The organism is Arsenicicoccus piscis (assembly GCF_022568835.1).
GTDB classification, from domain to species: Bacteria; Actinomycetota; Actinomycetes; order Actinomycetales; family Dermatophilaceae; genus Arsenicicoccus; species Arsenicicoccus piscis.
This window is the reverse complement of record NZ_JAKZHV010000002.1, coordinates 167412-189768: the sequence shown is the minus strand read 5'-3', so window position 1 is coordinate 189768 and position 22357 is coordinate 167412. Positions and strand designations below refer to the sequence as shown.

Below are 22357 nucleotides of genomic sequence, written 5' to 3'. Positions count from 1 at the left end.
CATGACCACCGACGCGCTGGTCTTGCAGGGGTTGATCAAGGACTTCGACGGCTCGCGAGCTGTGGACTCGTTGTCGCTCACGGTCCCGTCCGGGAGCCTGTTCGGGCTCGTCGGACCCAACGGCGCCGGCAAGACGACCACCTTGTCCATGGCCACCGGGCTGCTGCGCCCCGACCAGGGCACCGCGACGGTCCTCGGCCACGACGTGTGGGCCGACCCGGCCGGCGCCAAGGCGCTCATGGGTGTGCTGCCGGACGGCATGCGACTGTTCGACCGGCTGTCCGGTGCCGAGCTGCTGCGCTACGTCGGGTTGCTGCGCCGCCTGCCCGCCGACGTGGTCGCGCAGCGTTCCGCCGACCTGCTCGGCGTGCTCGGCCTCGACGCCGACAAGCTGGTCGTCGACTACTCCGCCGGCATGACGAAGAAGATCGGGCTCGCCTGCGCCCTCATCCACGGCCCGCGCCTGCTCGTGCTCGACGAGCCGTTCGAGGCGGTGGACCCGGTCTCCGGCGAGGGCATCCGGTCGATCCTGCGCGGCTACGTCCAGGGCGGCGGCACCGTCATCCTCTCCTCGCACGTGATGGAGCTCGTCGAGTCCCTCTGCGACCGGCTGGCCGTCATCGCCCAGGGCCGGGTGCTCGCCGAGGGGCGCGTGGAGGACGTGCGCGCCGGCGAGTCCCTGCAGCAGCGCTTCCTCGACCTCGTGGGAGGCCCCGTGAGCGGATCGGAGGACCTCGCGTGGTTGCGCTCCTGGTCCGACTGAGACTGACCCTGCTGCGCAACGCCTTTCGGCAGAGCGCGTGGAAGGTCGTCGGCTTCGTCCTCCTCGCGCTCTACGCGGTGACCGTCGTCGGGGTCGTCTGCGTCGGACTGGTGGCGCTGCGCGGCGCGCCGCTGGACCTCACGAGCCACCTGCTCGTGCTGGCCTTCTCGTTCGTGACCGCGGCCTGGATGGTCCTGTCGATCCTCGTCTTCGGCGTAGACCCCACCCTCGACGCCTCCCGGTTCGCCCTGCTGCCGGTGCGGGCCCGACAGCTGGTGCCCGGGCTGCTCGCCTCGATGCTCGTGTCGACCGGCGGCCTGGCCACAGCGATCGTCGTGCTCTTCTCGTGGGTCACCTGGTCCCGGTCGATCCCGGCCCTGGTGGCCGCGATCGTCGCCACACCCCTCGGGCTGGTGACCTGCTTCCTGCTCGCGCGGGTCGTCACGACGGGGCTCGGGTCGATGCTCGCGAGCCGCCGGTTCCGCGACCTCGCCGCCGTGCTGGTCGCCGCGATCGCCATCAGCTTCTCCTTCGTCGGACAGCTGTTCGGGCGGATCGGCAACGGTGACCTCGACGCCGTCAACGCCGCCCTCGCCCGGGGCGCCACCATCGCGGCGTGGACGCCGTTCGGCTGGGCCTGGGCCGTGCCCGCCGAGGTCGCGGCCGGGCGCTGGTGGCAGGCGGTCGTGCACCTCGTGCTCGCCGCGGCGCTCGTCGGCGGGGTCTGCCTCGCGTGGGTGCGCCTGCTGGACCGTGCCCTCTGCTCACCCATCACCAGCGGTGGGTCGTCCGAGTCGGTGCACTCGTCCACCTGGGTCGAGCGGCTCTTGGGCACCTCGCCGCGCGGTGCCATCGCCGCCCGCTGCCTGCGCTACTGGCGGCGCGACCCGCGCTACGCCGGCACCGCCGTGATCCTCTTCCTGATGCCGGCGCTGATGGTCCTGCCGAGCGTGGCCGGCGACCCCGAGAGCCGCGGGCTGGCGGTCTTCGGGCCGGTGCTCATGGCGTGGATGTGCGCGCAGGGCGTCGGGGCGGACCTGTCCTACGACGGCTCTGCGCTGTGGACACACGTCAGCAGCGGGATCCGGGGCGTGGACGACCGGTGGGGCCGGGTGCTCGCGATCATGACCTTCACGGCGCCGGTGATCACGGTCGCGCTGGTCGCCGCCTTCGTCTACTCGGGCCTGTGGAGCTACCTGCCGCACGTGCTTGCGGTCGTCGTCATCACCTACCTCGCCGGCTTCGGCGTGAGCTCGTGGGTCGGCTCGATCTTCCAGGGCACCGCACCCCCGCCGGGGGCCAGCGCGTTCAGCGGCAACAACGTCGGTGGGATCCAGGGGCTCGTGTCGTTCGCCCTGTCGTCCCTCGGCGTGTTCGTCGCGGTCGTCCCCGTCCTCGCCCTGGTCATCACCGCTCTGGTCATCGAGGCGTCGTGGCTCGCCTGGGTCGCGCTCCTCGTCGCCGTCGCCGAGGGCGTCGCGGTGCTGGTCCTCGGCATCCGCGCGGGCGGTCGCCGTCTCGACCAGCACTGGCCCGAGGTGCTCTCGCAGGTGTCCGTGCCGGCGTGAGCACCGACCTCGCCGTGCGCGAACGCCGCTACCCCGAGGGCAGCCGGGTCGCGGTGCGCCGCCGGTTGCCGGACGGTAGCGCCACCGACGTCATCGGCCGGCTCCTCGCCGGCGGCACCCCGCCCGACCCGCTGGTCGTGGCGCCGGACGACGGACCGCCGATCACCCTCGAGCGGGTAGACCTCGTCGCCGTCCGCGTCGTGCCTCCGCGCAGGGTCGTGGCCCGGTCGTCGCCCGACGACCTCGAGCGGCTGGCCCTGCGTGGCTGGCCGGGCGTCCGCAACGTTCGCATCGGCGGCTGGGTCGCGCGCCTCTCGCACGGTGGCTCCAGCCGGGCGAACTCCGTCCTGGCCCTGGGCGACCCGGGCGTCCCCCTCCCCGATGCCGTAGACCGTGCTGCCAGGATCTGTCGCGAGGCCGGCCTCGTGCCGGTGGTCCAGGTCGTGCCGGGGCGTGCCGACCCGGCGCTCGACGCCCTGCTGGAGGAGCGCGGGTGGGAGCTGCGCACCCCGACCTGCCTGATGACCGCGGCGCTTCCCCTCCCACCCGCGCCGACCCCCGTCGGCACACCGCCCGAGCTGACCCTCACCTGGCCGCCGCGACCGGACGCCGACCACCTGGCGCTGCTCGGTCGGGCGGCGGACCACCCCCGCATCGTCGAGGCCGAGACGGTGCCCGCCGACTACCTCACCGCCCGCTGGACCCACGCCGGGGGAGCGGTCGAGCCGGTCGGCGTCGCCCGCCTGGTCCGCACCGACGACTGGGCGGGCCTGTCCACGCTGGAGGTCGCGCCTCGGTGGCGGGGTCGTGAGCTCGGGCGGCTGCTCAGCCGGGCGGCGCTGGACCGCGCGGCCGCGGACGGTGCGCGATGGGTCTACCTGCAGGTGCTGGCGGACAACGCACCGGCGCTCGCGCTCTACGGATCCCTGGGGTTCGCCCGGCACCACGACTACCACTACCGGGTGTGCCCGGATGCTGAGACCGCCCTGACCACCGATTGACGCGGCCGGGCCCGCAAGGCAGGGTGTTGCCGTGGCGAACATTCTCGTACTTCCCTAGCGCGCACCGCACACCTCGCGGAGCGCGCAACCCCACGTCCCCGATCGGGACTGGGGTTTTTTCATGACTAGAGTCGGAACTCGACCAGGCGACGTACCACCCGACCGCCCCACCGAAAGTGGTGAAGGACCAGTGATCGACCAACGCGGCGCCCAGAGCGCCCCTACCCCTGCTGACGTGGCCGCCCCCTCGCGGCTGCGCGCCCCCGTCGAGTGCACGGGAGCCCAGAGCCTCGTCCACTCGCTCGAGGCCATGGGCGTAGACACGGTCTTCGGCATCCCGGGCGGCGCGATCCTGCCGGCCTACGACCCGCTGATGGACTCGCCGACCGTGCGGCACATCCTGGTGCGCCACGAGCAGGGCGCCGGCCACGCGGCCGAGGGCTACGCGTCGGCGACCGGGCGGGTCGGGGTCTGCATGGCGACCTCCGGCCCCGGCGCAACGAACCTCGTGACGCCGCTCGCCGACGCCTACATGGACTCGGTGCCGATCGTGGCGATCACCGGTCAGGTCGGCTCGCGGGCGATCGGGACGGACGCCTTCCAGGAAGCCGACATCCGCGGCATCACGATGCCGATCACCAAGCACAACTACCTCATCACCGACGCGGCGGAGATCCCGCGGGCCATCTCCGAGGCGTTCCACGTGGCCGCCACCGGTCGTCCCGGTCCGGTGCTCGTGGACATCACCAAGGACGCGCTGCAGGCCCAGACCACCTTCTCCTGGCCGCCCAAGCACGAGCTCGCGGGCTACCGCCCGGTGCTCAAGCCGCACGGCAAGCAGATCCGCGAGGCCGCGCGGCTGATGGAGGAGGCCCGGCGCCCCGTGTTCTACGTGGGCGGTGGCGTGATCCGCGCCGAGGCGAGCCAGGAGCTGCAGCGTCTCGTCGAGCTCACCGGCATCCCGCTCGTCACCACCTTGATGGCGCGCGGCGCCGTGCCGGACGACCACGAGCTGCACCTTGGCATGCCGGGCATGCACGGCTCGGTGGCCGCGGTGACCGCGCTGCAGAAGGCTGACCTGCTGATCACGCTCGGCGCCCGCTTCGACGACCGCGTCACGGGCAAGCTCGACTCGTTCGCCCCCGGCGCCAAGGTGATCCACGCCGATGTCGACCCTGCCGAGATCGGCAAGAACCGCAAGGTCGACGTGCCGATCGTCGGCGACGTCAAGGAGGTCATCAACGACCTCATCGACACGATCGCCGCCGACCGCGCGGCTGGTCACGTGCCGGACTACAGCGCCTGGGTCGACCAGACCCAGGGCTGGAAGCGGACCTACCCGGTCGGCTACGTCCACGGCGACGAGACGACGATCGCGCCGCAGGCCGTCATCAGTGCGCTCGGCGAGATCGCCGGGCCCGAGGCGATCTACGTGTCGGGCGTGGGCCAGCACCAGATGTGGGCGTCGCAGTTCATCGCCTACCAGCGGCCCAACGCGTGGCTGAACTCCGGCGGGCTCGGCACCATGGGCTACTGCATCCCGGCGGCGATGGGCGCCAAGACCGGCGAGCCGGACCGCGTGGTCTGGGCGATCGACGGCGACGGTTGCTTCCAGATGACCAACCAGGAGCTCGCGACCTGCGTGATCAACCAGATCCCGATCAAGGTCGCCATCATCAACAACAGCTCGCTCGGCATGGTGCGGCAGTGGCAGACGCTCTTCTACGACGAGCGCTACTCCAACACCGACCTCAACACCTCCCACGACAACGTCTTCATCCCGGACTTCGTCAAGCTCGCCGAGGCCTACGGCTGCGTGGGGATCCGGGTGACCGACCCGGCCGAGGTCGAGGGCGCGATCCGGCAGGCGATGGAGATCAACGACCGCCCGGTCCTGATCGACTTCGTCGTGAGCCGCGACGCGATGGTGTGGCCGATGGTGGCCGCCGGCGTCAGCAACGACGAGATCAAGATCGCCAAGGGCCTGTCGCCCGAGTGGGACCGCGAGGACTAGGACGTGTCCGCAGCGAAGCACGGGCCGACACCTCGGTCCACCGAAGCAACGAGGAACGGTGAACACTGATGTCCAAGCACACCCTGTCGGTGCTGGTGGAGAACAAGCCCGGCGTGCTCGCGCGCATCGCCGGCCTGTTCTCCCGGCGCGGCTACAACATCGAGGCGCTGGCCGTCGGTGAGACCGAACACCCCGAGGTCTCGCGCATGACGATCCGCGTCGACGTCGACCAGCTGCCGCTCGAGCAGGTCACCAAGCAGCTCAACAAGCTCGTCGAGGTCCTCAAGGTCGTCGAGCTGGCGCCGGAGTCCTCGGTGCAGCGGCACATCATCCTGGTCAAGGTGCGGGCGGACACCGCGCACCGCGGGCAGGTGATGGAGGTGGTCGAGATGTTCCGCGCCAAGATCGTCGACGTGGGCCCAGACACCCTGGTCATCGAGGCCACCGGCAACGTCCTCAAGCTGGAGGCGCTGCTGCGCCTGCTCGAGCCGTTCGGCGTCAAGGAGCTGGTCCAGTCCGGCCTGGTCGCCATCGGCCGCGGGTCTCGCTCCATCACCGACCGCTCCTCGCGCGCCTGACCCTCGTCTAGGCTCGAGCTCGACTGCTCTGCAACGTCGTTCCTCGAAGCGCTCGCCGGCTTGTCCATCGAAGCGTCCTGCGGATCGACGACCGAAACTGCACAGAACCACAACCATGAAGGAGAAGGCCTGATGGCCGAGATGTTCTACGACGACGACGCCGACCTGTCGGTGCTCCAGGGCAAGAAGGTGGCCGTCATCGGCTACGGCAGCCAGGGACACGCGCACGCCCTCAACCTGCGTGACTCCGGTGTCGACGTCCGCATCGGCCTCGCCGAGGGTTCGCGCTCCAAGGAGAAGGCCGAGGCCGAGGGCCTCACCGTCCGCTCGGTCGCCGACGCGGTCAAGGAGGCCGACGTCGTCGTCATCCTCACGCCGGACCAGGTGCAGCGTCACGTCTACACCGACGACATCAAGCCCAACCTCAAGCCCGGCGCCACGCTGGTCTTCGGCCACGGCTTCAACATCCGGTTCGGCTACATCAAGCCCGAGGCTGACGCCGACGTCATCATGGTCGCCCCCAAGGGCCCCGGCCACCTCGTGCGCCGCGAGTTCAGCGACGGCCGTGGCGTGCCCGTGATCGTCGCCGTCGAGCAGGACGCGTCGGGCCACGCCTGGGACGTCGCCAAGGCCTACGCCAAGGCCATCGGTGGCCTGCGTGCCGGCGGCATCAAGACGACCTTCACCGAGGAGACCGAGACCGACCTGTTCGGTGAGCAGGCCGTCCTCTGCGGTGGCGCGTCGCAGCTGGTGATGTACGGCTTCGAGGTGCTGACCGAGGCGGGCTACCAGCCCGAGGTCGCCTACTTCGAGTGCCTGCACGAGCTCAAGCTCATCGTCGACCTGATGATCGAGGGCGGCATCGCCAAGCAGCGCTGGTCGATCTCTGACACCGCGGAGTTCGGCGACTACGTCTCCGGCCCGCGCGTCATCGACCCGCGCGTCAAGGAGAACATGCAGGCCGTCCTCAAGGACATCCAGGACGGCACCTTCGCCAAGCGCTTCATCGACGACCAGGACGCCGGCGCACCGGAGTTCAAGCGTCTGCGTGAGAAGGGCGCCAGCCACCCCATCGAGGAGACCGGCCGCAAGCTGCGCTCCCTGATGAGCTGGATCAAGGACGACAAGGGCACCTCCGACTACGTCGAGGGTTCCGCCGCCCGCTGACCCGGGGCTGCTCGAAGTGGGCGTGCGCACCTGGTGGGTGTGCACGCCCACTTCTGTTGTGCTCGAACGGGTTTGGTCTGCTCTGGGGCGGTCTGGTCGCGGCCGGTCAGGGCCGGTCAGGTCAGCACCGTCTGGCACTGGCGTGGCGCCTCGCTGGCGCAACCGGCATGCGTCACCACACGTGTGCCGAGCGGACGGTCGAGCACCACGACCTGGTCCACGAGTCGCAGCCGTCTCGACGGGGATAGTGGTGGCCTGCACGTCACATCTGACTACCAAGTTGCCACCATCTTGGGGGCCGACGGGGGTGTGGTGGTGAGCGCGAGGGTGGCCTCTCGGGGCTCGGGGACAGTGGCGGTCTGCTCGTCAGATCTGACCAGCAGGTTGCCACCATCTTTGCGGCCGGCCGGCCGGCCGGGCCGAGCCGGCGGGGCCACGGCGGCGACGCCGTGACGGACGACCCCGAGCGAGGGGCGGGTGACGAACCGCCGTCTCGGCGACCACGCGCCGCGTCTCGGCCGCCCACGACACCCGAAGCGCGTCAGCTGGGGTGCCGAGCCCAGCCCGAGTGTGCGCTTCGGACGGACTCACGCGCGTCTGAACGATCAAAACTGCTCTGTAGAGCCGTGAATCAGTCCGAAGCGCACACCCTGCCTACCCACGCAAGCAGCAGGCAGGCGATCTACCAGGTGTGAATACGCCGCCCCCCGAACCCCGCCCGAGGCGACGACAGCACCGGTGCCCGACGACGACACCGACGCCGACACCGACGCCCGACGATCCGGGGCCCGTCGAGATGGTGGCTGGTCACCGAGGTGGCGGCTGGTGACCGAGGGGGCTGGTTCACCAGCCACCTCGGTCACGACCTGCCGTGTCGGAGCGGTGTGGGTGACGAACCGCCGTCCCGACTGGCTGCGTCGATCCGAGACCCGACCTCTGCGGGTCAGCCGGTCAGTCGGTCAGTCGGTCAGTCGGTCGACGCAGCCTCGGTGAGCGAGGCGGTGTCGCCGACCTGGATGACCAGCTTCGTGCCGCAGGGCGCGGACTGGATCAGCCGCAGCTGCGCGAGGGCCGGGTGGTCGTCGAGCAGCTTGGCCGCGTTGGCCTGGGCCCGCAGCGCCGCGGTCTCGGCCCGAGCCGCCTCGAGCTGGACCTGCGCCCGCTTCTGCGCGGTGGCGAGATCCAGTGCGGCAGAGCGGATCTCGGGCGGCAGGACGACGTCCTTGACCACGATCTCGTGCACCTCGACACCGACCGTCGCCGCGACGGAGCGCACCGCCTCGACCATCGCCCGGACCGGCAGCACGCTCTGGCGCTGGACCAGCTCGTCGGCGGTGAGCCCAGCCAGCGCCTCCCTCAGGGCGACCTGCGCCGCGAGGTAGACCGTGGCGCGGGGGTCGTCGGTCAGCTCCAGGTAGGCGACCGGGTCGCCGACGCTGTGCAGGACCGCCGCGGACACCTTCACGTGGATGCCGTCGGAGGACGGGATCTCCTGCGGTGCGACCCGGATCCAGCTGCGCCGCAGGTCGACCGGCACGTCCGACGCACCCCACCGACGACGATGCCGGCCGGCGGGGAGGACGCCGACGAGCGCGCCCTGGTGGTAGCGGACCACGCAGGTGCTCGCGGGCACGGTGATGGTGAACAGGGACATGGGGCGACCTCCTTCAGGCAGTCGGTGTGGTCTCAGCGTGGTGGTGTCGCGCCTGTGGGCGGGCGATGGGTCGGTGCCGGCGGACGACGACGTCATCGGGACGAGACCGCGGCGGGCCGTCGTCCGTCGTGCCGACCGGACGGGGCGCAGAGCGTGGGGCTCGTGGCTCCCCGATGACGTCGCCAGGTGGGGACTCGAACCCCGGACGCCGAGACGTCCTTGCCAGAGATGCTGTCCACAGCAGCGACGTGCGAGTTCGAACGCGCAGGACGACCTGGTGCAGAGCATCAGCTCGCTGCTCCCTCGCGCCGCATCAGGGTAGGGCGCGAGCACCGAGCGATGCCAACGATTTACCTGCCACCAGCTGGTGGCACCTGTGCCGGTCTACGGGAATGCGTTGGGGGACAGGGGAGCTCAAGAGCGACTAAGGCCGAGACGAAGTCCGAAGCCGACGACGGCGCTGCCGGCCACGGCGTCCACGGATCGCTGAACTCGCGGGCGCTGCAACAGGTCTCGCATCCGGTCGACCGCGAGGATGATGAGCGAGAACCACAACAGCCCCTCGACGTTGTGCACCAGCGCGAGCACCGCACCCATCACGGCCGCGGAGTGCTCGGGCGGCAGGAACTGCGGCAGCAGCGCGACGTAGAACGCGCCGATCTTGGGGTTCATCAGGTTCGTGAGGAAGCCCTGCCGGAAGCAGCTCGTGGCGCTCGGTGGCACGGTGACACCGGCCAGTGAGTCGGCCGTCGCCACGTCACCGTGCGGGGGGCGGATGGCGTGGTGGATCATCGTGATCCCGAGCTTGAGCATGTAGACCGCCCCGGCGACTTTCACCACGGTGAAGGCGAGCTGTGACGCGTTCAGTAGGGCTGAGACACCGACGGCGGCGGCGACCGCCCACGCGAGCACCCCGGCGTTGATCCCCAGCGCCGTGGCGAAGGCCGCGCGACGCGAGTGCCGCGCAGCAGTGCGCAGCACCAGGGTCGTGTCGAGGCCCGGGGTGATGGTCATCAGCCCGGCCACGACGGCGAACGAGGTGATTGCGTGCATGACCGTCATGCCTCCATGATCGCAGCAGCGCACCACTGCGCTCTATGGTTTCTCGCGAGGACGCTCAGACGAGGACGCTCAGACTGCGAGGAGGCACGTGTGGGGTGGCTGATCGGGCGCAGGTCCAGTGCGGCGGCAGTGGTGATGATGGTGGGCCTCGCCGGCTGCAGTACGGGGGCTTCCGGGGAAGCGCCTCAGACCGCGAGTCCGCCGCCGAGCAACGACGCCACCACCTCCGCCGACGGCGTCACTGCGCAACCGCTGTCACCGTCGGCGCCTCCGCTCCCGCTGATCGCGTCGCTGGCGGGCCATGGGCGCGGCGGCGTCGTGGGACCAGTCCCCGGCAGGCCGGCGCTGGAGGTGCACCTGTGGTGCACCGCCGGGCGGGTCCACCTGCGGCTGCCGGACCAGCTCGACGCGAGGTCCACCTGCGTCCCGACCGGTGACGTGCTGAGGTTCGACGCGCTGCCGGCCCCCGCCTCGGGGCCCCTGTCGGTGACGTTGGACAGCGAGCATGACTGGCGCGTCGAGGTCTACGCGGCGACGGGGTAGGTCTCGCGCACGACGTGCCGGGCGCGGCCACCGGGACCCTGGCCGAGGTGGGACTCGACCAGGTGCAGCTCGTCGACCGTCCAGGTCGGGCCGGCGTAGGTGTCCAGCACCCGCACCCAGCGGATGGCGTCGTGCGGGGGAGCGAGGCGGGCTACCGTCAGGTGGGGGTTGAACGAACCTCCTTGCACCGCAGTGCCGCTCGCGTTCGCGGCGCCGCGCACGCGCTTGGCCAGGGGAGGCAGGTCCTCGAGCACGTCGTCGACGTCGATCCACAGCACCCGCGCTTCGGTGACGTCCGGGAAGGCTCCGCCCCCGCGCAGCGTCAGGTCGAATTGCTCTGTCTGCGAGGCGATCTCGTCGAGTCGCTCGTCCAGCCGCTCGTAGGCCCTGTCGTTGACGGACGGCAGGAACGCCAGGGTCAGGTGCCACTGGTCGGGGCGGCTCCACCGCACGTCGGGCGCGGCGTCGCGGCGGGGCTCGAGGAAGGTGTCCAGGTGGGCCACTACCTCCTGCGGCGGAGTGATGGCCACGAACAGGCGTGCGCTCATGCGTCCCAGCCTGTCACGTCACGCTGTTCCGACACCCCTCACGCCTCACGGCCGGACGTCAGCGACCCCGTCGTGCAGCGGCAGCCCCGCGGCGAGCCAGCCCTGGACGCCGTCGACCAGGTCGGTCGCCCGGTGCAGACCGAGCTGCTGCAGACGCATCGCCGCGAGGCTGGAGCTGTAGCCCTGTCGGCACGTGACGATCCACCGGGTGTCGTAGGACGTGGCCTCGGGGATGCGCCACGCGAACGCCGGGTCGAGCCGCCACTCCAGCACGGTCAGGTCGATGACGATCGCGCCCGGCAGCTCGCCCTGCGCCCGCCGGTGGGCCTCGGTGCGGACGTCGATCAGCACGCCGTCGCCGGACCGGACGGCGTCCCACGCCTCCAGCGGGGTCAGTCGAGACAGGCGGGCGCGAGCGGCGTCGAGCATCCGGCTCACGCCGAGCGCCCGCCCTCCAGGCTCCGCGCCAAGCACCTCCGCGCCAAGCGCCTCCGCGCCGAACTCAGCCGCGCCGAGCTCCGCCGCGCTGCGCCTCATGCGCGGACGCGCACGGTGGTGTCACCGGTCCGCGCGACCGTCTCCCCGATGACCGGGTAGCCCGGGACCTCGCCGACGACCAGCAGCCCACCGCTGGTCTGGGCGTCCGCGAGCAGCAACAGCTCGTCCTCGTCGACCCCGTCGTCGACCTGCAGGTGCGGGCGCACCCAGTCGAGGTTGCGCCGCGTGCCGCCCGACACGTAGCCCGCCGCCAACGCCTCGCGCGCGCCCGGGAGATAGGGGACGGCGGCGGCATCGACGACGGCGGACACGCCGGAGGCGCGCATCATCTTGTGCAGGTGGCCGAGCAGCCCGAAGCCCGTCACGTCCGTCGCAGCCTCGACGCCGGCGGCGAGCGCAGCGCGTGACGCGTCGGCGTTCAGCGTCACCATCGACGCCACGGCCTCGGCGAAGACCTCACCGGTCGCCTTGTGCCGGTTGTTCAGCACCCCGACCCCGAGCGGTTTGGTGAGGGTGAGCGGCAGGCCCGCGCGGGCGGCGTCGTTGCGCAGGATCCGCGAGGGGTCTACGAGACCGGTGACCGCGAGCCCGTAGAGCGGCTCCGGGGCGTCGATGCTGTGCCCGCCTCCCAGCGCGCAGCCGGCCGCGCGCGCGACATCGGCGCCGCCGCGCAGGGTCTCGCGCAGCAGGTCCGTCGACACGGTGGCGCGGGGCCAGCCGACGAGGTTGATCGCGCACACCGGCGTCCCGCCCATCGCGTAGACATCGGAGAGGGCGTTCGCGGCAGCGATCCGTCCCCAGTCGTAGGCCGAGTCGACGACCGGGGTGAAGAAGTCGGTCGTGGAGACCAGCGCCTGGGTGGGGGAGATGCGGACCACGGCGGCGTCGTCGCCGTCGTCCAGACCGACCAGCAGATCGGGGTCCGGCGCACCCGTGGGCACCAGCCCGGCGACGATCGCCTCGAGCTCGCCGGGCGGGATCTTGCACGCGCAGCCTCCGCCGGACGCGAGCTGGGTCATCCGCGGGGATGTCGTGCTCAGGACGGGGGTGCTCATGACGTGCTCCTCTCGCGGTTCATCGGTTGCTCTGCTGTCGACCCTAGTACGCGGACGGGCCGGCCCCTCGCCCTGAGTCCCACACATGAGTCGAGGGAACGCGCCACGACCGAGTGCAGGGTGGTCGCCCTATGTCAGTGGTGGAGGTTAGGGTGTGCGAGTCGGGCCGCCGAGGGCTCGACCGGCTCGATCGGGTGGCCTGCTCAGGCACCCCTTCGGCGCTGGAGATTCCTGCGAGGAGGCACCGGTGGACGGCAGTCACAAGGCGCGACGCGCGCTCCCGACGTTGCTCGACTGGCCCGTGGTGCGACAGGTGCGCGACGGGGACTTCCTGGGCCGCGGGCGCGCGGTCACCAGCCCCACGACCCGGTCCCAGACGGCCCGCACCAAGACGGCCGACCGCGTGGTCCAGTCGATCTGTCCCTACTGCGCCGTCGGCTGCGGGCAGAAGATCTTCGTCAAGGACGAGAAGATCGTCCAGATCGAGGGTGACCCCGACAGCCCGATCAGTCGAGGCCGGCTGTGCCCCAAGGGCTCCGCCAGCGAGCAGCTGGTCAACAGCCCGGTGCGCCAGACGCAGGTCCTCTACCGAGCGCCGCACGCCACCGAGTGGACCACCCTCGACCTCGACCAGGCGACCGACATGATCGCGGACCGCTTCCTCGAGACCCGCCGTCGCACCTGGCAGGACACCGACGAGGACGGGCGGCTGCTCGCGCGCACCATGGGCATCGCCTCGCTCGGCGGCGCCACGCTGGACAACGAGGAGAACTACCTCATCAAGAAGTTGTTCACGGCGGCCGGCGCGATCCAGATCGAGAACCAGGCGCGTATTTGACACTCCGCCACGGTGCCCGGTCTGGGCGCCTCGTTCGGTCGCGGTGGTGCGACGCAGTTCGTGCAGGACATGGCCAACGCCGACTGCATCATCATCCAGGGCTCCAACATGGCCGAGTGCCACCCGGTGGCCTATCAGTGGGTGACCGAGGCCAAGCTGCGCGGTGCGCGGGTGCTCCACATCGACCCGCGCTTCACCCGCACGTCGGCGACGGCGGACCGGCACGTCCCGCTCCGGGTCGGCAGCGACGTCATCTTCCTCGGCGCGATCATCAACTACGTGCTCACGCACGAGCTGTACTTCGCGGAGTACGTGCGGGCGTTCACCAACGGCCCGACGCTGATCAACGAGGACTACGCCGACACCGAGGACCTCGACGGGCTCTTCTCCGGCTATGACCCCGAGCGCGGCGCCTACGACCTGAAGTCCTGGGCCTACGCCACCGCGGACGACGGCGACGGCGACGGGGACACCGACGGCAAGGTCGGCGAGGCGGGCGCCGAGGAGCACGGCGTCGAGAAGCGCGAAGCGGCCGCCGGTGACCAGCACGGCAGCGGTGGTCCGGCGCTCGAGCACGCCCGCGTGCTGCGCGACGACACCATGACCGACCCGCGCTGCGTGCTGCAGATCCTGCGGCGGCACTACTCGCGCTACACCCCGGAGATGGTCGAGCAGGCCTGCGGCGTCAGCGCCGAGGACTTCGCCTACGTCGTCGACTCGTTGGTCACCAACAGCGGTCGCGATCGCACCACGTGCTTCGCCTACGCGGTGGGCTGGACCCAGCACACGCTGGGGGCGCAGTTCATCCGCACCGCGTCGATCCTGCAGCTGCTGATGGGCAACATCGGCCGCCCGGGTGGTGGCATCATGGCGCTGCGCGGCCACGCCAGCATCCAGGGGTCGACCGACATCCCGACCCTGTTCAACCTGCTCCCGGGCTACCTGCCGATGCCCTACGCCGGGCGGCACGACACCTTCGAGCACTACCTCACCTCCATCGCCAGCAAGCAGCAGAAGGGCTTCTGGGTCAATGCCGACGCCTACGCGATCAACCTGCTCAAGGCGTGGTGGGGTGACGCGGCCACGGCCGACAACAGCTGGGCGTTCGACTACCTGCCCCGCATCAACGGCAGCCACAACACCTACGCCACGGTGATGGGGATGCTGGAGGACACCGTCGAGGGCTACTTCCTGCTCGGCCAGAACCCCGCGGTCGGCTCGAGCAACGGCCGGATGCAGCGGATGGGCATGGCGCACCTGAAGTGGCTGGTCGTGCGTGACCTGCAGCTGATCGAGTCGGCGACCTTCTGGAAGGACGGCCCCGAGATCGCCACCGGCGAGCTGCGCACCGAGGACATCGGCACCGAGGTCTTCTTCCTCCCCGCCGCGTCCTACGCCGAGAAGGAAGGCACCTTCACCCAGACCCAGCGGCTGCTGCAGTGGCGTCACAAGGCCGTAGCCCCGCCGGGCCAGTCTCGCTCCGAGCTGCACTTCTTCCACGAGCTCGGCAAGAAGATCCGGGCGCGACTCGCCGACTCGACCGACCCGCGCGACCGGCCGCTGCTCGACCTCACCTGGGACTACCCCGAGGACGAGCACGGCGACCCGGACGCCCACGCGGTGCTCCAGGAGATCAACGGCCGCTACCTCACCGGCGACAAGGCAGGCGAGCTGCTGCCCGCGTTCGTCGAGATGAAGGCCGACGGCTCGACCAGCGGCGGCTGCTGGATCTACACCGGCGTCTACGCCGGTGGGGTCAACCGCGCGGCCAGCCGCAAGCCGGACGCCGAGCAGTCGTGGGTCTCGCCCGAGTGGGGCTGGGCCTGGCCGGCCAACCGTCGCATCCTCTACAACCGCGCCTCGGCCGACCCCGAGGGCCGCCCGTGGAGCGAGCGCAAGGCCTACGTGTGGTGGGACGCCGACAAGGCGTCGTGGGTGGGGCACGACGTGCCGGACTTCCCGGTCACCAAGGACCCGGCCTACCGGCCCGAGCCCGGCACCGGCGGGGTCGCAGGTCTCGCCGGGGACGACCCGTTCATCATGCAGGCCGACGGCAAGGGCTGGCTGTTCGCCCCCAAGGGCATGGTGGACGGTCCGCTGCCGACCCACTACGAGCCGCAGGAGTCGCCGGTCGTCAACCCGCTCTACGGTCAGCAGGCCAACCCGGCCCGCATGGTCTACAAGCGCAAGGACAACCTGTCGGCGCCGTCGGGCACCCGGCCCGGCGCCGATGTCTACCCCTATGTCGCGACGACCTACCGGCTCACCGAGCACCACACGGCCGGCGGCATGAGTCGGTGGCTGCCCTACCTCGCCGAGCTCCAGCCGGCCTTCTTCTGCGAGGTGTCGCCGGAGCTCGCGGCCGAGCGTGGCCTCGAGAACGGCGGGTGGGCGACGATCATCTCGCCGCGCGCCGCGGTCGAGGCACGCGTGCTGGTGACCGAGCGGATGACCCCGATGACCATCTCGGGCCGTCAGCTGCACCAGATCGGCCTGCCCTACCACTGGGGCGTCGGCGGCTCCGACGCCGTCGTGTCCGGTGACTCGGCCAACGACCTGCTCGGCGTGACCCTCGACCCCAACGTCGCCATCCAGGAGTCCAAGGCCTCCTCGTGCGACATCCGTGCGGGCCGACGGCCGACCGGCGAGGCGTTGCTGCGCCTGATCAACGAGTACCAGTCGCGAGCGGGGTTGACCGTCGAGACGGGCAACACCCTCCTGACCGGTGGAGACGAGGCCGACCGATGAGCTTGTGGCGCAACCAGCTTCACGGGCCGACCGATCCAGCGAAGGACGCCGGCTGGGAGGACCCGCCCCCGCGCAAGGGGTTCTTCACCGACACCTCCATCTGCATCGGCTGCAAGGCGTGCGAGGTGGCCTGCAAGGAGTGGAACCAGCTCCCGATGGACCATCTCGGGATGACCGGCGACAGCTACGACAACACCAGTGCGCTCGGTGCGAGCACCTGGCGGCACGTGGCCTTCGTCGAGCAGGACGCCGAGCGCGTAGAGCAGGCCCGCGAGTCCGGGCGGCTCCTCGCCGAGGAGGGGCCGGCCGGTGGTCCCGCCACCGGTCCGCGGACGCCGGTGGCCCTCGGCCTGCCGAGCCTGCGGCCCGGGCTGCACCGGATCACCGAGCAGGACGTGTCCCGCGCCCCGGCCACCGGATTGCCGCTGACCGGTCCCGGGACGCACGTCGACATCGGTCCCGAGGCCACCGACCTCGAGGCCGCCGAGATGGCCGCGCGGCAGGCGGCGGTCGACGGCACGCTGCCCGACTTCCGCTGGCTGATCGCCTCCGACGTGTGCAAGCACTGCACCCACGCGGGCTGTCTCGACGTCTGCCCGACCGGCGCCCTCTTCCGCACCGAGTTCGGCACCGTCGTCGTCCAGGCCGACGTGTGCAACGGCTGCGGCTACTGCGTGCCGGCCTGCCCGTTCGGGGTGATCGAGCGGCGCGACCGCCCGACCGACGCCAACGGTGAGCGGCTCAAGACGGCCGTCAAGAACGAGGGCGTCGCGCAGAAGTGCACCCTGTGCTACGACCGGCTCGAGATCGGTGCCAAGCCCGCCTGCGCGCAGGCGTGTCCGACGACCTCCATCCAGTTCGGCGACCTCTCCGAGATGCGCCAGCGCGCCGAGGAGCGGGTCGAGGCCTTGCACACCAAGGGGTTCACCGAGGCCCGCGTCTACGGCGGCGACGAGCTCGACGGCGTCGGGGGCACCGGCTCGGTGTTCCTGCTGCTCGACGAGCCCGAGGTCTACGGCCTGCCGCCGGACCCGCGCGTCACCACCGCCGACCTCCCCGACATCTTCCGCAAGGCGGGTTTCGCCGCCGGGAGCATGCTGGTGGGAGCCGCCATCGCCTTCCTCGGAGCCAGGTCATGACCGTCCCCTACGAACCTCCCGCGACCGAGCCCGCGCCCACCCCCCGCCGAGAGGGTCGGCGCAAGCGTCGCCGCCAGCGCGACGACGTGATGGTCCCGACGATGGAGTTCGAGTCCTACTACGGCCGCAACATCGTCAAGCCGGCGCCGTGGAAGGCCGAGATCCCGGCCTACCTCTTCCTCGGCGGCCTGGCCGCCGGCACCGGGCTGCTCGCCTCCGGTGGCGAGATGACCGGTCGCGCTGAGCTGCAGCGCAACGCCCGGCTGGTGTCCCTCGCGGCGCTCTCCGGCTCGACGGCCGTGCTCGTCAAGGACCTCGGCAAGCCCAGCCGCTTCCTCAACATGATGCGCACCGTCAAGCTCACCAGCCCGATGTCGATCGGCACCTGGATCCTCACCGGGTTCGGCGGCTTCACCGGCATCGCCGCGGCGACCGAGGTGGCCAAGATGGTGCTCCCGAGGCCCGCCAAGGCCGAGCTCGCCTTCATCCTGCCGGCAGCCACCCGCGTGTCGTCCTGGGGCGCGGGGGCGTTCGCCGCCCCGCTCGCTGCATACACCGCGGTGCTGCTGTCCGACACGGCGACCCCGACCTGGCACGAGGCCTACCGCCAGCTGCCCTTCGTGTTCGTCGGGTCGGCGCTCGCCGCCTCCGGCGGGGCCGCCATGATCACCACGTCCGTCGACGAGTGCGGCCCGGCCCGCAACGTCGCGGTCGGGGGAGCAGTCGTCGACCTGGTCGCCGACGCCATCATGGAGCGGCACCTCGGCATGCTGGCCGAGCCGATGCACGAGGGGCGCGCCGGCGCCTACCTGCGGGCCGCGAAGGTGCTCACGGTGGCGGGCGCGGCGCTCACCCTGATCGGCGGTCGGCGACGTCCGGTCGCTGCACTGGCCGGGGCCGCGCTGCTCGCCGGGTCGGCCTGCACGCGCTTCGGCATCTTCGAGGCGGGCATCGCCTCGGCCAAGGATCCTCGCTACACCGTGGAGCCGCAGAAGGCCCGCCTCGCCGCCCGGCGCGAGCAGCAACGACAGGAGGCTTCATGAGCAGCACCCCCACCAGCGGTCGCACCGGCACCGCCGACACGACCGGCCGCGCCACCGAGCGCACCCCCAACCGCTGGATCATCCTCGCCGGCGGCATCCTGGTGCAGCTGGCCATCGGCGGTGTCTACGCGTGGAGCACCTTCGCCAAGGCGTTCCAGAGCCCCGACTCGGCCCTGCGCCTGTCCAAGGTCGAGGCGGCCATCCCGTTCGAGCTGTGCATCGGCATGATCTTCGTCGGGGCGTTCCTCGGCGGTCGCATCCAGGACCGCCGCGGGCCGCGCGTGGTCGCGCTCACCGGTGTGGTGATCTACGCGATCGGCATCCTGCTGTCGTCCTTCGCCCGCGACGCCGGGCAGCTGTGGCTGCTCATCCTCGGTTACGGCCTGATCTCCGGCTTCGGTCTCGGCCTCGCCTACATCGTGCCGATCGCCATGCTGCAGAAGTGGTTTCCCGACAAGGCCGGCCTCATCACCGGTCTCGCGGTCGGTGGCTTCGGCTTCGGCGCGGTGCTGACCAGCCCGGTCGCCCAGTCGCTGATCGGCAACGACAAGGTGCACCCGGCGGCGCCGTTCCTGCCGCTCGGCATCGCCTACCTGGTGGCCGGCGTCATCGGCGCGATGACCTTCGCGAACCCGCCCAAGGGCTACCGCCCGCCCGGCGCGCCCGACCCGGCGCTCGCCACCGAGAAGGCCCCGGGCACGACCCCGGCCGCCGCGGCGACCCCCGCTCGCGGTGGTGCGACCGAGCCCGTCGGCACGGTGGCGCTGCAGCGTGACTTCAGCCAGGCCGAGGCGCTGCGCACCCCGCAGTGGTACCTGCTCACCGCCATCCTCACCCTGTCGGTGACCGCCGGCATCTCGCTGATCTCGGTCGCCGCCAGCGCCGCGTCCGACGTCGCCGGCTACAGCGCCGCGGCGGCCGCCTCGCTGGTCGGTCTGATGGGCCTGTTCAACGGCGGTGGCCGCATCCTGTGGGGCTGGGTGTCCGACCGCATCGGCAAGATGCTGGCGTTCGTCGCCATCCTCGCCATCCAGGGGCTGTGCCTGATCGCCCTGCCGCACGCGTCGTCGGTCGCGGTGTTCGCGATCCTCAGCGCCGTGATCTACACCTGCTACGGCGGTGGCTTCGGCACCATGCCGTCGACCGCGGGCAAGTTCTTCGGCGTGAGCAACGCCGGAGGGATCTACGGCCTGATGCTCATCGGCTGGTCCATCGGTGGCGTCGCCGGACCGCTCATCGCGTCCGCGCTGATCGGGTCGAGCAAGAACTACACGATGGCGTTCACGGTCGTCGGGATCATCGCCCTGGTCGGCGCCGTCGTGCCGTTCATCACCAAGGCGCCGCAGAAGCCGTCGGCGCTCGACGACCGGCCGTCCCCCAGCGTCTGAGCCGGGGGACGGCGGGCGCGTCAGTGCTCGTTGGTGCTCGAGTGCTCCTCGGTGCTCGCCTTGCTGCGGCGCGGGATGAGGTGCATGACCCCCATCACGATCGCGCCGACGATGGTGCCGACCACGGCTGAGCCGAGGGTGTTGGTGAACCATCCGAGCACGCCGCCGAGCGGTCCGGTGGCGTGGGCGACGGCCTCCTCGGCGTGGTGCACCCACGAGTAGGGGGTGTGCCAGCCGAGGGTGTCGGCGCCCACGAGCAGGATGTGGCCACCGACCCACAGCATGGCGATGGTGCCGACGATCGCGAGGCCGCTCAGCAGGCCGGGCATCGCCTTGACCAGGCCGTTGCCGACCCGCTGCGAGAAGCTGGAGTCCTGCTTGGCGAGGTGCAGCCCGATGTCGTCCATCTTGACGATGAGGCCCACGACGCCGTAGACGCCGATGGTGATGACGATCGCGACGATGATGAGCGTGATGGTGCGGGTCCAGAACGGCTCGGACGCGACCTCGTTGAGCGCGATGACCATGATCTCGGCCGACAGGATAAAGTCGGTGCGGATCGCACCCGACGCCATCGCCGCCTCCTGGTCCGCACCCTGCACCGCCGCCGGCTCCTCGTGGCCGCTCTCGTGCCCCGAGAACTTCTCGTAGAGCTTCTCGGCGCCCTCGAAGGACAGGTAGGTGCCGCCGAGCATCAGCAGCGGCGTCAGCGCCCACGGCGCGAACTGGCTGAGCAGCAGGGCCGCCGGGAGGATGAACAGGAGCTTGTTGCGCAGCGAGCCGATGGTGATCTTCTTGATCAGCGGGAGCTCCCGGTCGGGCGTGAAGCCGGTGACGTAGCGCGGGGTCACGGCGGTGTCGTCGACGACCACACCGGCCGCCTTGGCGCTGGCGCGGCCGGCCGCGGCGCCGACGTCGTCGACCGACGCAGCGGCCAGCTTGGCCATCGCGGCGATGTCGTCCAGCAGGGCAGCGAGGCCACCACTCATCTCAGGGTCACCTTGTTCGTCTCGGGGGCGGTCACCGTCTGATCGTAGGTGACGGGAGGTCAACCTGAGGGATCGATGAGAAGGACGCACCGGCGCCGGGCTGCGCCGACCGTGCGGTCGACCGGTAGAGTCTGGCGCGGAGGCGTCAGGGTGCCTGGTGGCCCCCACGGTCTTCAAAACCGATGAGACCGAGCATCTCGGTCTGGCGGGTTCGATTCCCGTCCGCCTCCGCCACCAGACCTGTCCCGCTCCGGCTCTCCGGCTGCAGGGTCTACTGGCCCTGCAGCCGCTTCAGCACCTCGTCGACCAGGTTCTGGTTGATCCCGAGCCGTCCGAGCGTGGTCTTGAGCTCGTCGACCGAGCGGGGTGCCGACTTGACCAGCTCGTCGGCCTTCGCCGCGGCGTCGGGGACGCCCGCGTCGGTGAGGGCCTTCTCGACCCGCTCCTTGGACAGGGCACTGGTGTCGATCGAGCCGGCGAGGCCGGAGGCCGCGGACGAAGCCGCCCCGGCGGCGTTCGAGACCGCCGCCGACGCCTGGGCCGCGGTCTGGTCCGCCTGCTCGTTGGAGCAGGCTGACAAGGACACGATCGCAGCGACGGCCGCCACGGTGCCGAGGGTGGTGGTGAGCTTGTTCATGCGCCACACCGTAGAGCGCCCGCGTGGGCCCGCGGTGTGGGGAACCTGGGAGTTCGGCCCGGTCCGCGGTCAGGCCGTGACGGCGGCGGTGGCGATCTTCGCGAGCTCCTCGACCCGGGCGATGCCGTCACCTTGCGAGGCGTTGTTGTGCGTCATCACGGCGATCAGGACCTCGTGGCCGTTGGGCGCCTTGATCCGGCCGATCGAGTTGATGATCCAGCGGTCGGACTCCTCCGCCCACGGCAGCCAGCCGTTCTTGATCAGGCACTCACCGTCGGCGTCGGCGGCGCTCACGCCCCAGCTCTGGTCGTCGGCCACCCCGCCCATCAGCTCGGCGGCGTAGGCCTGGTTCTCGGCCGAGATCACGCCCCCGGGGACGGTGAGCGCGCTGAGCAGGGCCACCTGGTCCTTGGCCCGGCTCTGGACCACGCCCCACGCGGTGCCGACGGGCGGTTTCGTCTCGCTCAGGCCGAGCTCCTCGTTGGCCTCGGCGATCCCGGACGCCCGGCCGGCCTGCTCCCAGAGGGTCTGGGCCGCCTCGTTGTCGCTCTGAGTGATCATCGGCTCGGCCAGCGCCTTCTCCGCGCGAGACAACGGCCGGCCGTCGTCCTGGGCCTCCAGCATGACCGCCGCCAGGATGTCCGCCTTGACGATCGAGGCGGTGGGCATCGTCGCCTCGCTGCTGCCATAGTTCACCTGCCGACCCGAGGTCAGGTCGAGCGCCGTGACCGACGCCACCGCGCCGGAGCTTGCGAGCGCCGCGTCGACGGCCGCCGCGAAGTTCTCGCGCTTGACCGCCGGCAGGGTGACGACGCGTGGGGTCGACGAGGCCGGCGACGCCGTCGAGCCGGCCGGCCGGGTGCCGGGGGAGGCGGTCGGGAGGGCGCCGGGCGAGCTCGCGCCTGCGGTCGCGCCTGCCGTCGGAGCGGCGACCGCTGCGCCGGCAGCCGTCGAGCCCGACGCCGCTCTGCCACCAGGCGCGAGGACGCCCCCGTGATAGCCCCACGCGACCGCGCCGGAGAGGGCCACCGTCGCGGCGACGACCAGCGCCGATCCAATGGCGTAGGGGCTGGCGGGGGAGCTCATGGCCCACATCCTCGGTCAGCCGGGCCGGGCAGGCGACG

The 22357-nt window shown here is 71.3% G+C and carries 19 protein-coding genes and 1 tRNA gene; 12 read left to right on the top strand and 8 right to left on the bottom strand.

The genetic code is table 11. The features are described from left to right. Position 1: 1 nt before the first annotated feature. From MM440_RS03910 to ilvC, 6 genes are all read left to right on the top strand, one after another. Positions 2 to 763: an ABC transporter ATP-binding protein gene (locus MM440_RS03910; RefSeq protein WP_241442012.1), complete on the top strand. Its 762-nt coding sequence runs from the start codon at positions 2 to 4 to the stop codon at positions 761 to 763. After that, positions 739 to 2331, top strand: a complete 1593-nt coding sequence (locus MM440_RS03905) for a hypothetical protein (RefSeq protein ID WP_241442010.1) — start codon at positions 739 to 741, stop codon at positions 2329 to 2331. Before MM440_RS03910 ends, MM440_RS03905 begins: the two co-directional genes overlap by 25 nt. Next, a complete protein-coding gene (locus MM440_RS17245; RefSeq protein ID WP_241442008.1) occupies positions 2328 to 3332 on the top strand; it encodes a GNAT family N-acetyltransferase in 1005 nt (334 codons plus the stop codon). Before MM440_RS03905 ends, MM440_RS17245 begins: the two co-directional genes overlap by 4 nt. Positions 3333 to 3453: 121 nt before the next feature. Next, positions 3454 to 5346 (top strand): acetolactate synthase large subunit, encoded by a 1893-nt coding sequence (locus MM440_RS03895; RefSeq protein WP_420914128.1) that lies wholly within the window; start codon positions 3454 to 3456, stop codon positions 5344 to 5346. Between the two features lie 68 nt (positions 5347 to 5414). Continuing rightward, positions 5415 to 5924, top strand: coding sequence for an acetolactate synthase small subunit (gene ilvN / locus MM440_RS03890; protein ID WP_241442006.1), 510 nt, complete (start codon positions 5415 to 5417; stop codon positions 5922 to 5924). 132 nt (positions 5925 to 6056) lie between these two features. Further along, entirely contained in the window at positions 6057 to 7091 is a 1035-nt protein-coding gene (gene ilvC, locus MM440_RS03885) for a ketol-acid reductoisomerase (RefSeq protein ID WP_241442001.1), read from the top strand. Between the two features lie 967 nt (positions 7092 to 8058). Here the strand turns inward: ilvC and MM440_RS03880 are convergent. Further along, positions 8059 to 8745: a slipin family protein gene (locus tag MM440_RS03880; protein ID WP_241441999.1), complete on the bottom strand. Its 687-nt coding sequence runs from the start codon at positions 8743 to 8745 to the stop codon at positions 8059 to 8061. A gap of 414 nt (positions 8746 to 9159) precedes the next feature. After that, complete coding sequence (locus tag MM440_RS03875) at positions 9160 to 9807, bottom strand: LysE family translocator (protein WP_241441998.1); 648 nt, start codon at positions 9805 to 9807, stop codon at positions 9160 to 9162. A 318-nt stretch (positions 9808 to 10125) separates the two neighbouring features. On the opposite strand from MM440_RS03875, the gene MM440_RS03870 reads away from it, so the two are divergent. Then, positions 10126 to 10350 carry a hypothetical protein gene (locus MM440_RS03870; protein WP_241441997.1) on the top strand — a complete coding sequence of 75 codons (225 nt, stop codon included), beginning with the start codon at positions 10126 to 10128 and terminating at the stop codon, positions 10348 to 10350. Here the strand turns inward: MM440_RS03870 and thpR are convergent. Genes thpR through selD form a run of 3 tightly spaced genes read right to left on the bottom strand, consistent with a single transcriptional unit; the run spans position 10332 to position 12451 of the window. Continuing rightward, a complete protein-coding gene (gene thpR / locus MM440_RS03865; RefSeq protein WP_241441996.1) occupies positions 10332 to 10898 on the bottom strand; it encodes an RNA 2',3'-cyclic phosphodiesterase in 567 nt (188 codons plus the stop codon). The genes MM440_RS03870 and thpR overlap by 19 nt on opposite strands. A gap of 45 nt (positions 10899 to 10943) precedes the next feature. Beyond that, positions 10944 to 11435: a rhodanese-like domain-containing protein gene (locus MM440_RS03860; RefSeq protein ID WP_241441994.1), complete on the bottom strand. Its 492-nt coding sequence runs from the start codon at positions 11433 to 11435 to the stop codon at positions 10944 to 10946. Further along, a complete protein-coding gene (gene selD, locus MM440_RS03855; RefSeq protein WP_241441992.1) occupies positions 11432 to 12451 on the bottom strand; it encodes a selenide, water dikinase SelD in 1020 nt (339 codons plus the stop codon). Before selD ends, MM440_RS03860 begins: the two co-directional genes overlap by 4 nt. A gap of 247 nt (positions 12452 to 12698) precedes the next feature. Between selD and fdh the strand changes: the two genes are divergently transcribed. The 4 genes from fdh to MM440_RS03835 are packed head-to-tail and all read left to right on the top strand — an operon-like array spanning position 12699 to position 19607. Further along, positions 12699 to 16037 carry a formate dehydrogenase gene (fdh, locus tag MM440_RS03850; RefSeq protein ID WP_241441991.1) on the top strand — a complete coding sequence of 1113 codons (3339 nt, stop codon included), beginning with the start codon at positions 12699 to 12701 and terminating at the stop codon, positions 16035 to 16037. Further along, on the top strand, positions 16034 to 17176 hold the full coding sequence (locus MM440_RS03845; RefSeq protein ID WP_241441989.1) for a 4Fe-4S dicluster domain-containing protein: 1143 nt from the start codon (positions 16034 to 16036) through the stop codon (positions 17174 to 17176). Before fdh ends, MM440_RS03845 begins: the two co-directional genes overlap by 4 nt. After that, the gene (gene nrfD / locus MM440_RS03840; RefSeq protein WP_241441988.1) at positions 17173 to 18219 is read left to right on the top strand and encodes an NrfD/PsrC family molybdoenzyme membrane anchor subunit; all 1047 of its coding nucleotides are present in this window, start codon (positions 17173 to 17175) and stop codon (positions 18217 to 18219) included. Before MM440_RS03845 ends, nrfD begins: the two co-directional genes overlap by 4 nt. Beyond that, positions 18216 to 19607, top strand: a complete 1392-nt coding sequence (locus MM440_RS03835) for an L-lactate MFS transporter (RefSeq protein WP_241441987.1) — start codon at positions 18216 to 18218, stop codon at positions 19605 to 19607. The genes nrfD and MM440_RS03835 overlap by 4 nt, the downstream gene beginning before the upstream one ends. Before the next feature lie 20 nt (positions 19608 to 19627). Here MM440_RS03835 and MM440_RS03830 read toward each other — a convergent pair whose 3' ends face one another. Then, a complete protein-coding gene (locus MM440_RS03830; protein ID WP_241441985.1) occupies positions 19628 to 20596 on the bottom strand; it encodes a DUF808 domain-containing protein in 969 nt (322 codons plus the stop codon). A gap of 138 nt (positions 20597 to 20734) precedes the next feature. Here MM440_RS03830 and MM440_RS03825 point away from each other — a divergent pair. Further along, positions 20735 to 20830: transfer RNA gene (locus MM440_RS03825), tRNA-Sec, on the top strand. 37 nt (positions 20831 to 20867) lie between these two features. Here the strand turns inward: MM440_RS03825 and MM440_RS03820 are convergent. Together MM440_RS03820 and MM440_RS03815 are read right to left on the bottom strand one after the other, a co-directional pair. Next, positions 20868 to 21233: a hypothetical protein gene (locus MM440_RS03820; RefSeq protein WP_241441984.1), complete on the bottom strand. Its 366-nt coding sequence runs from the start codon at positions 21231 to 21233 to the stop codon at positions 20868 to 20870. Between the two features lie 69 nt (positions 21234 to 21302). Next, entirely contained in the window at positions 21303 to 22319 is a 1017-nt protein-coding gene (locus MM440_RS03815) for a serine hydrolase (protein ID WP_241441982.1), read from the bottom strand. Between the last annotated feature and the right edge of the window lie 38 nt (positions 22320 to 22357).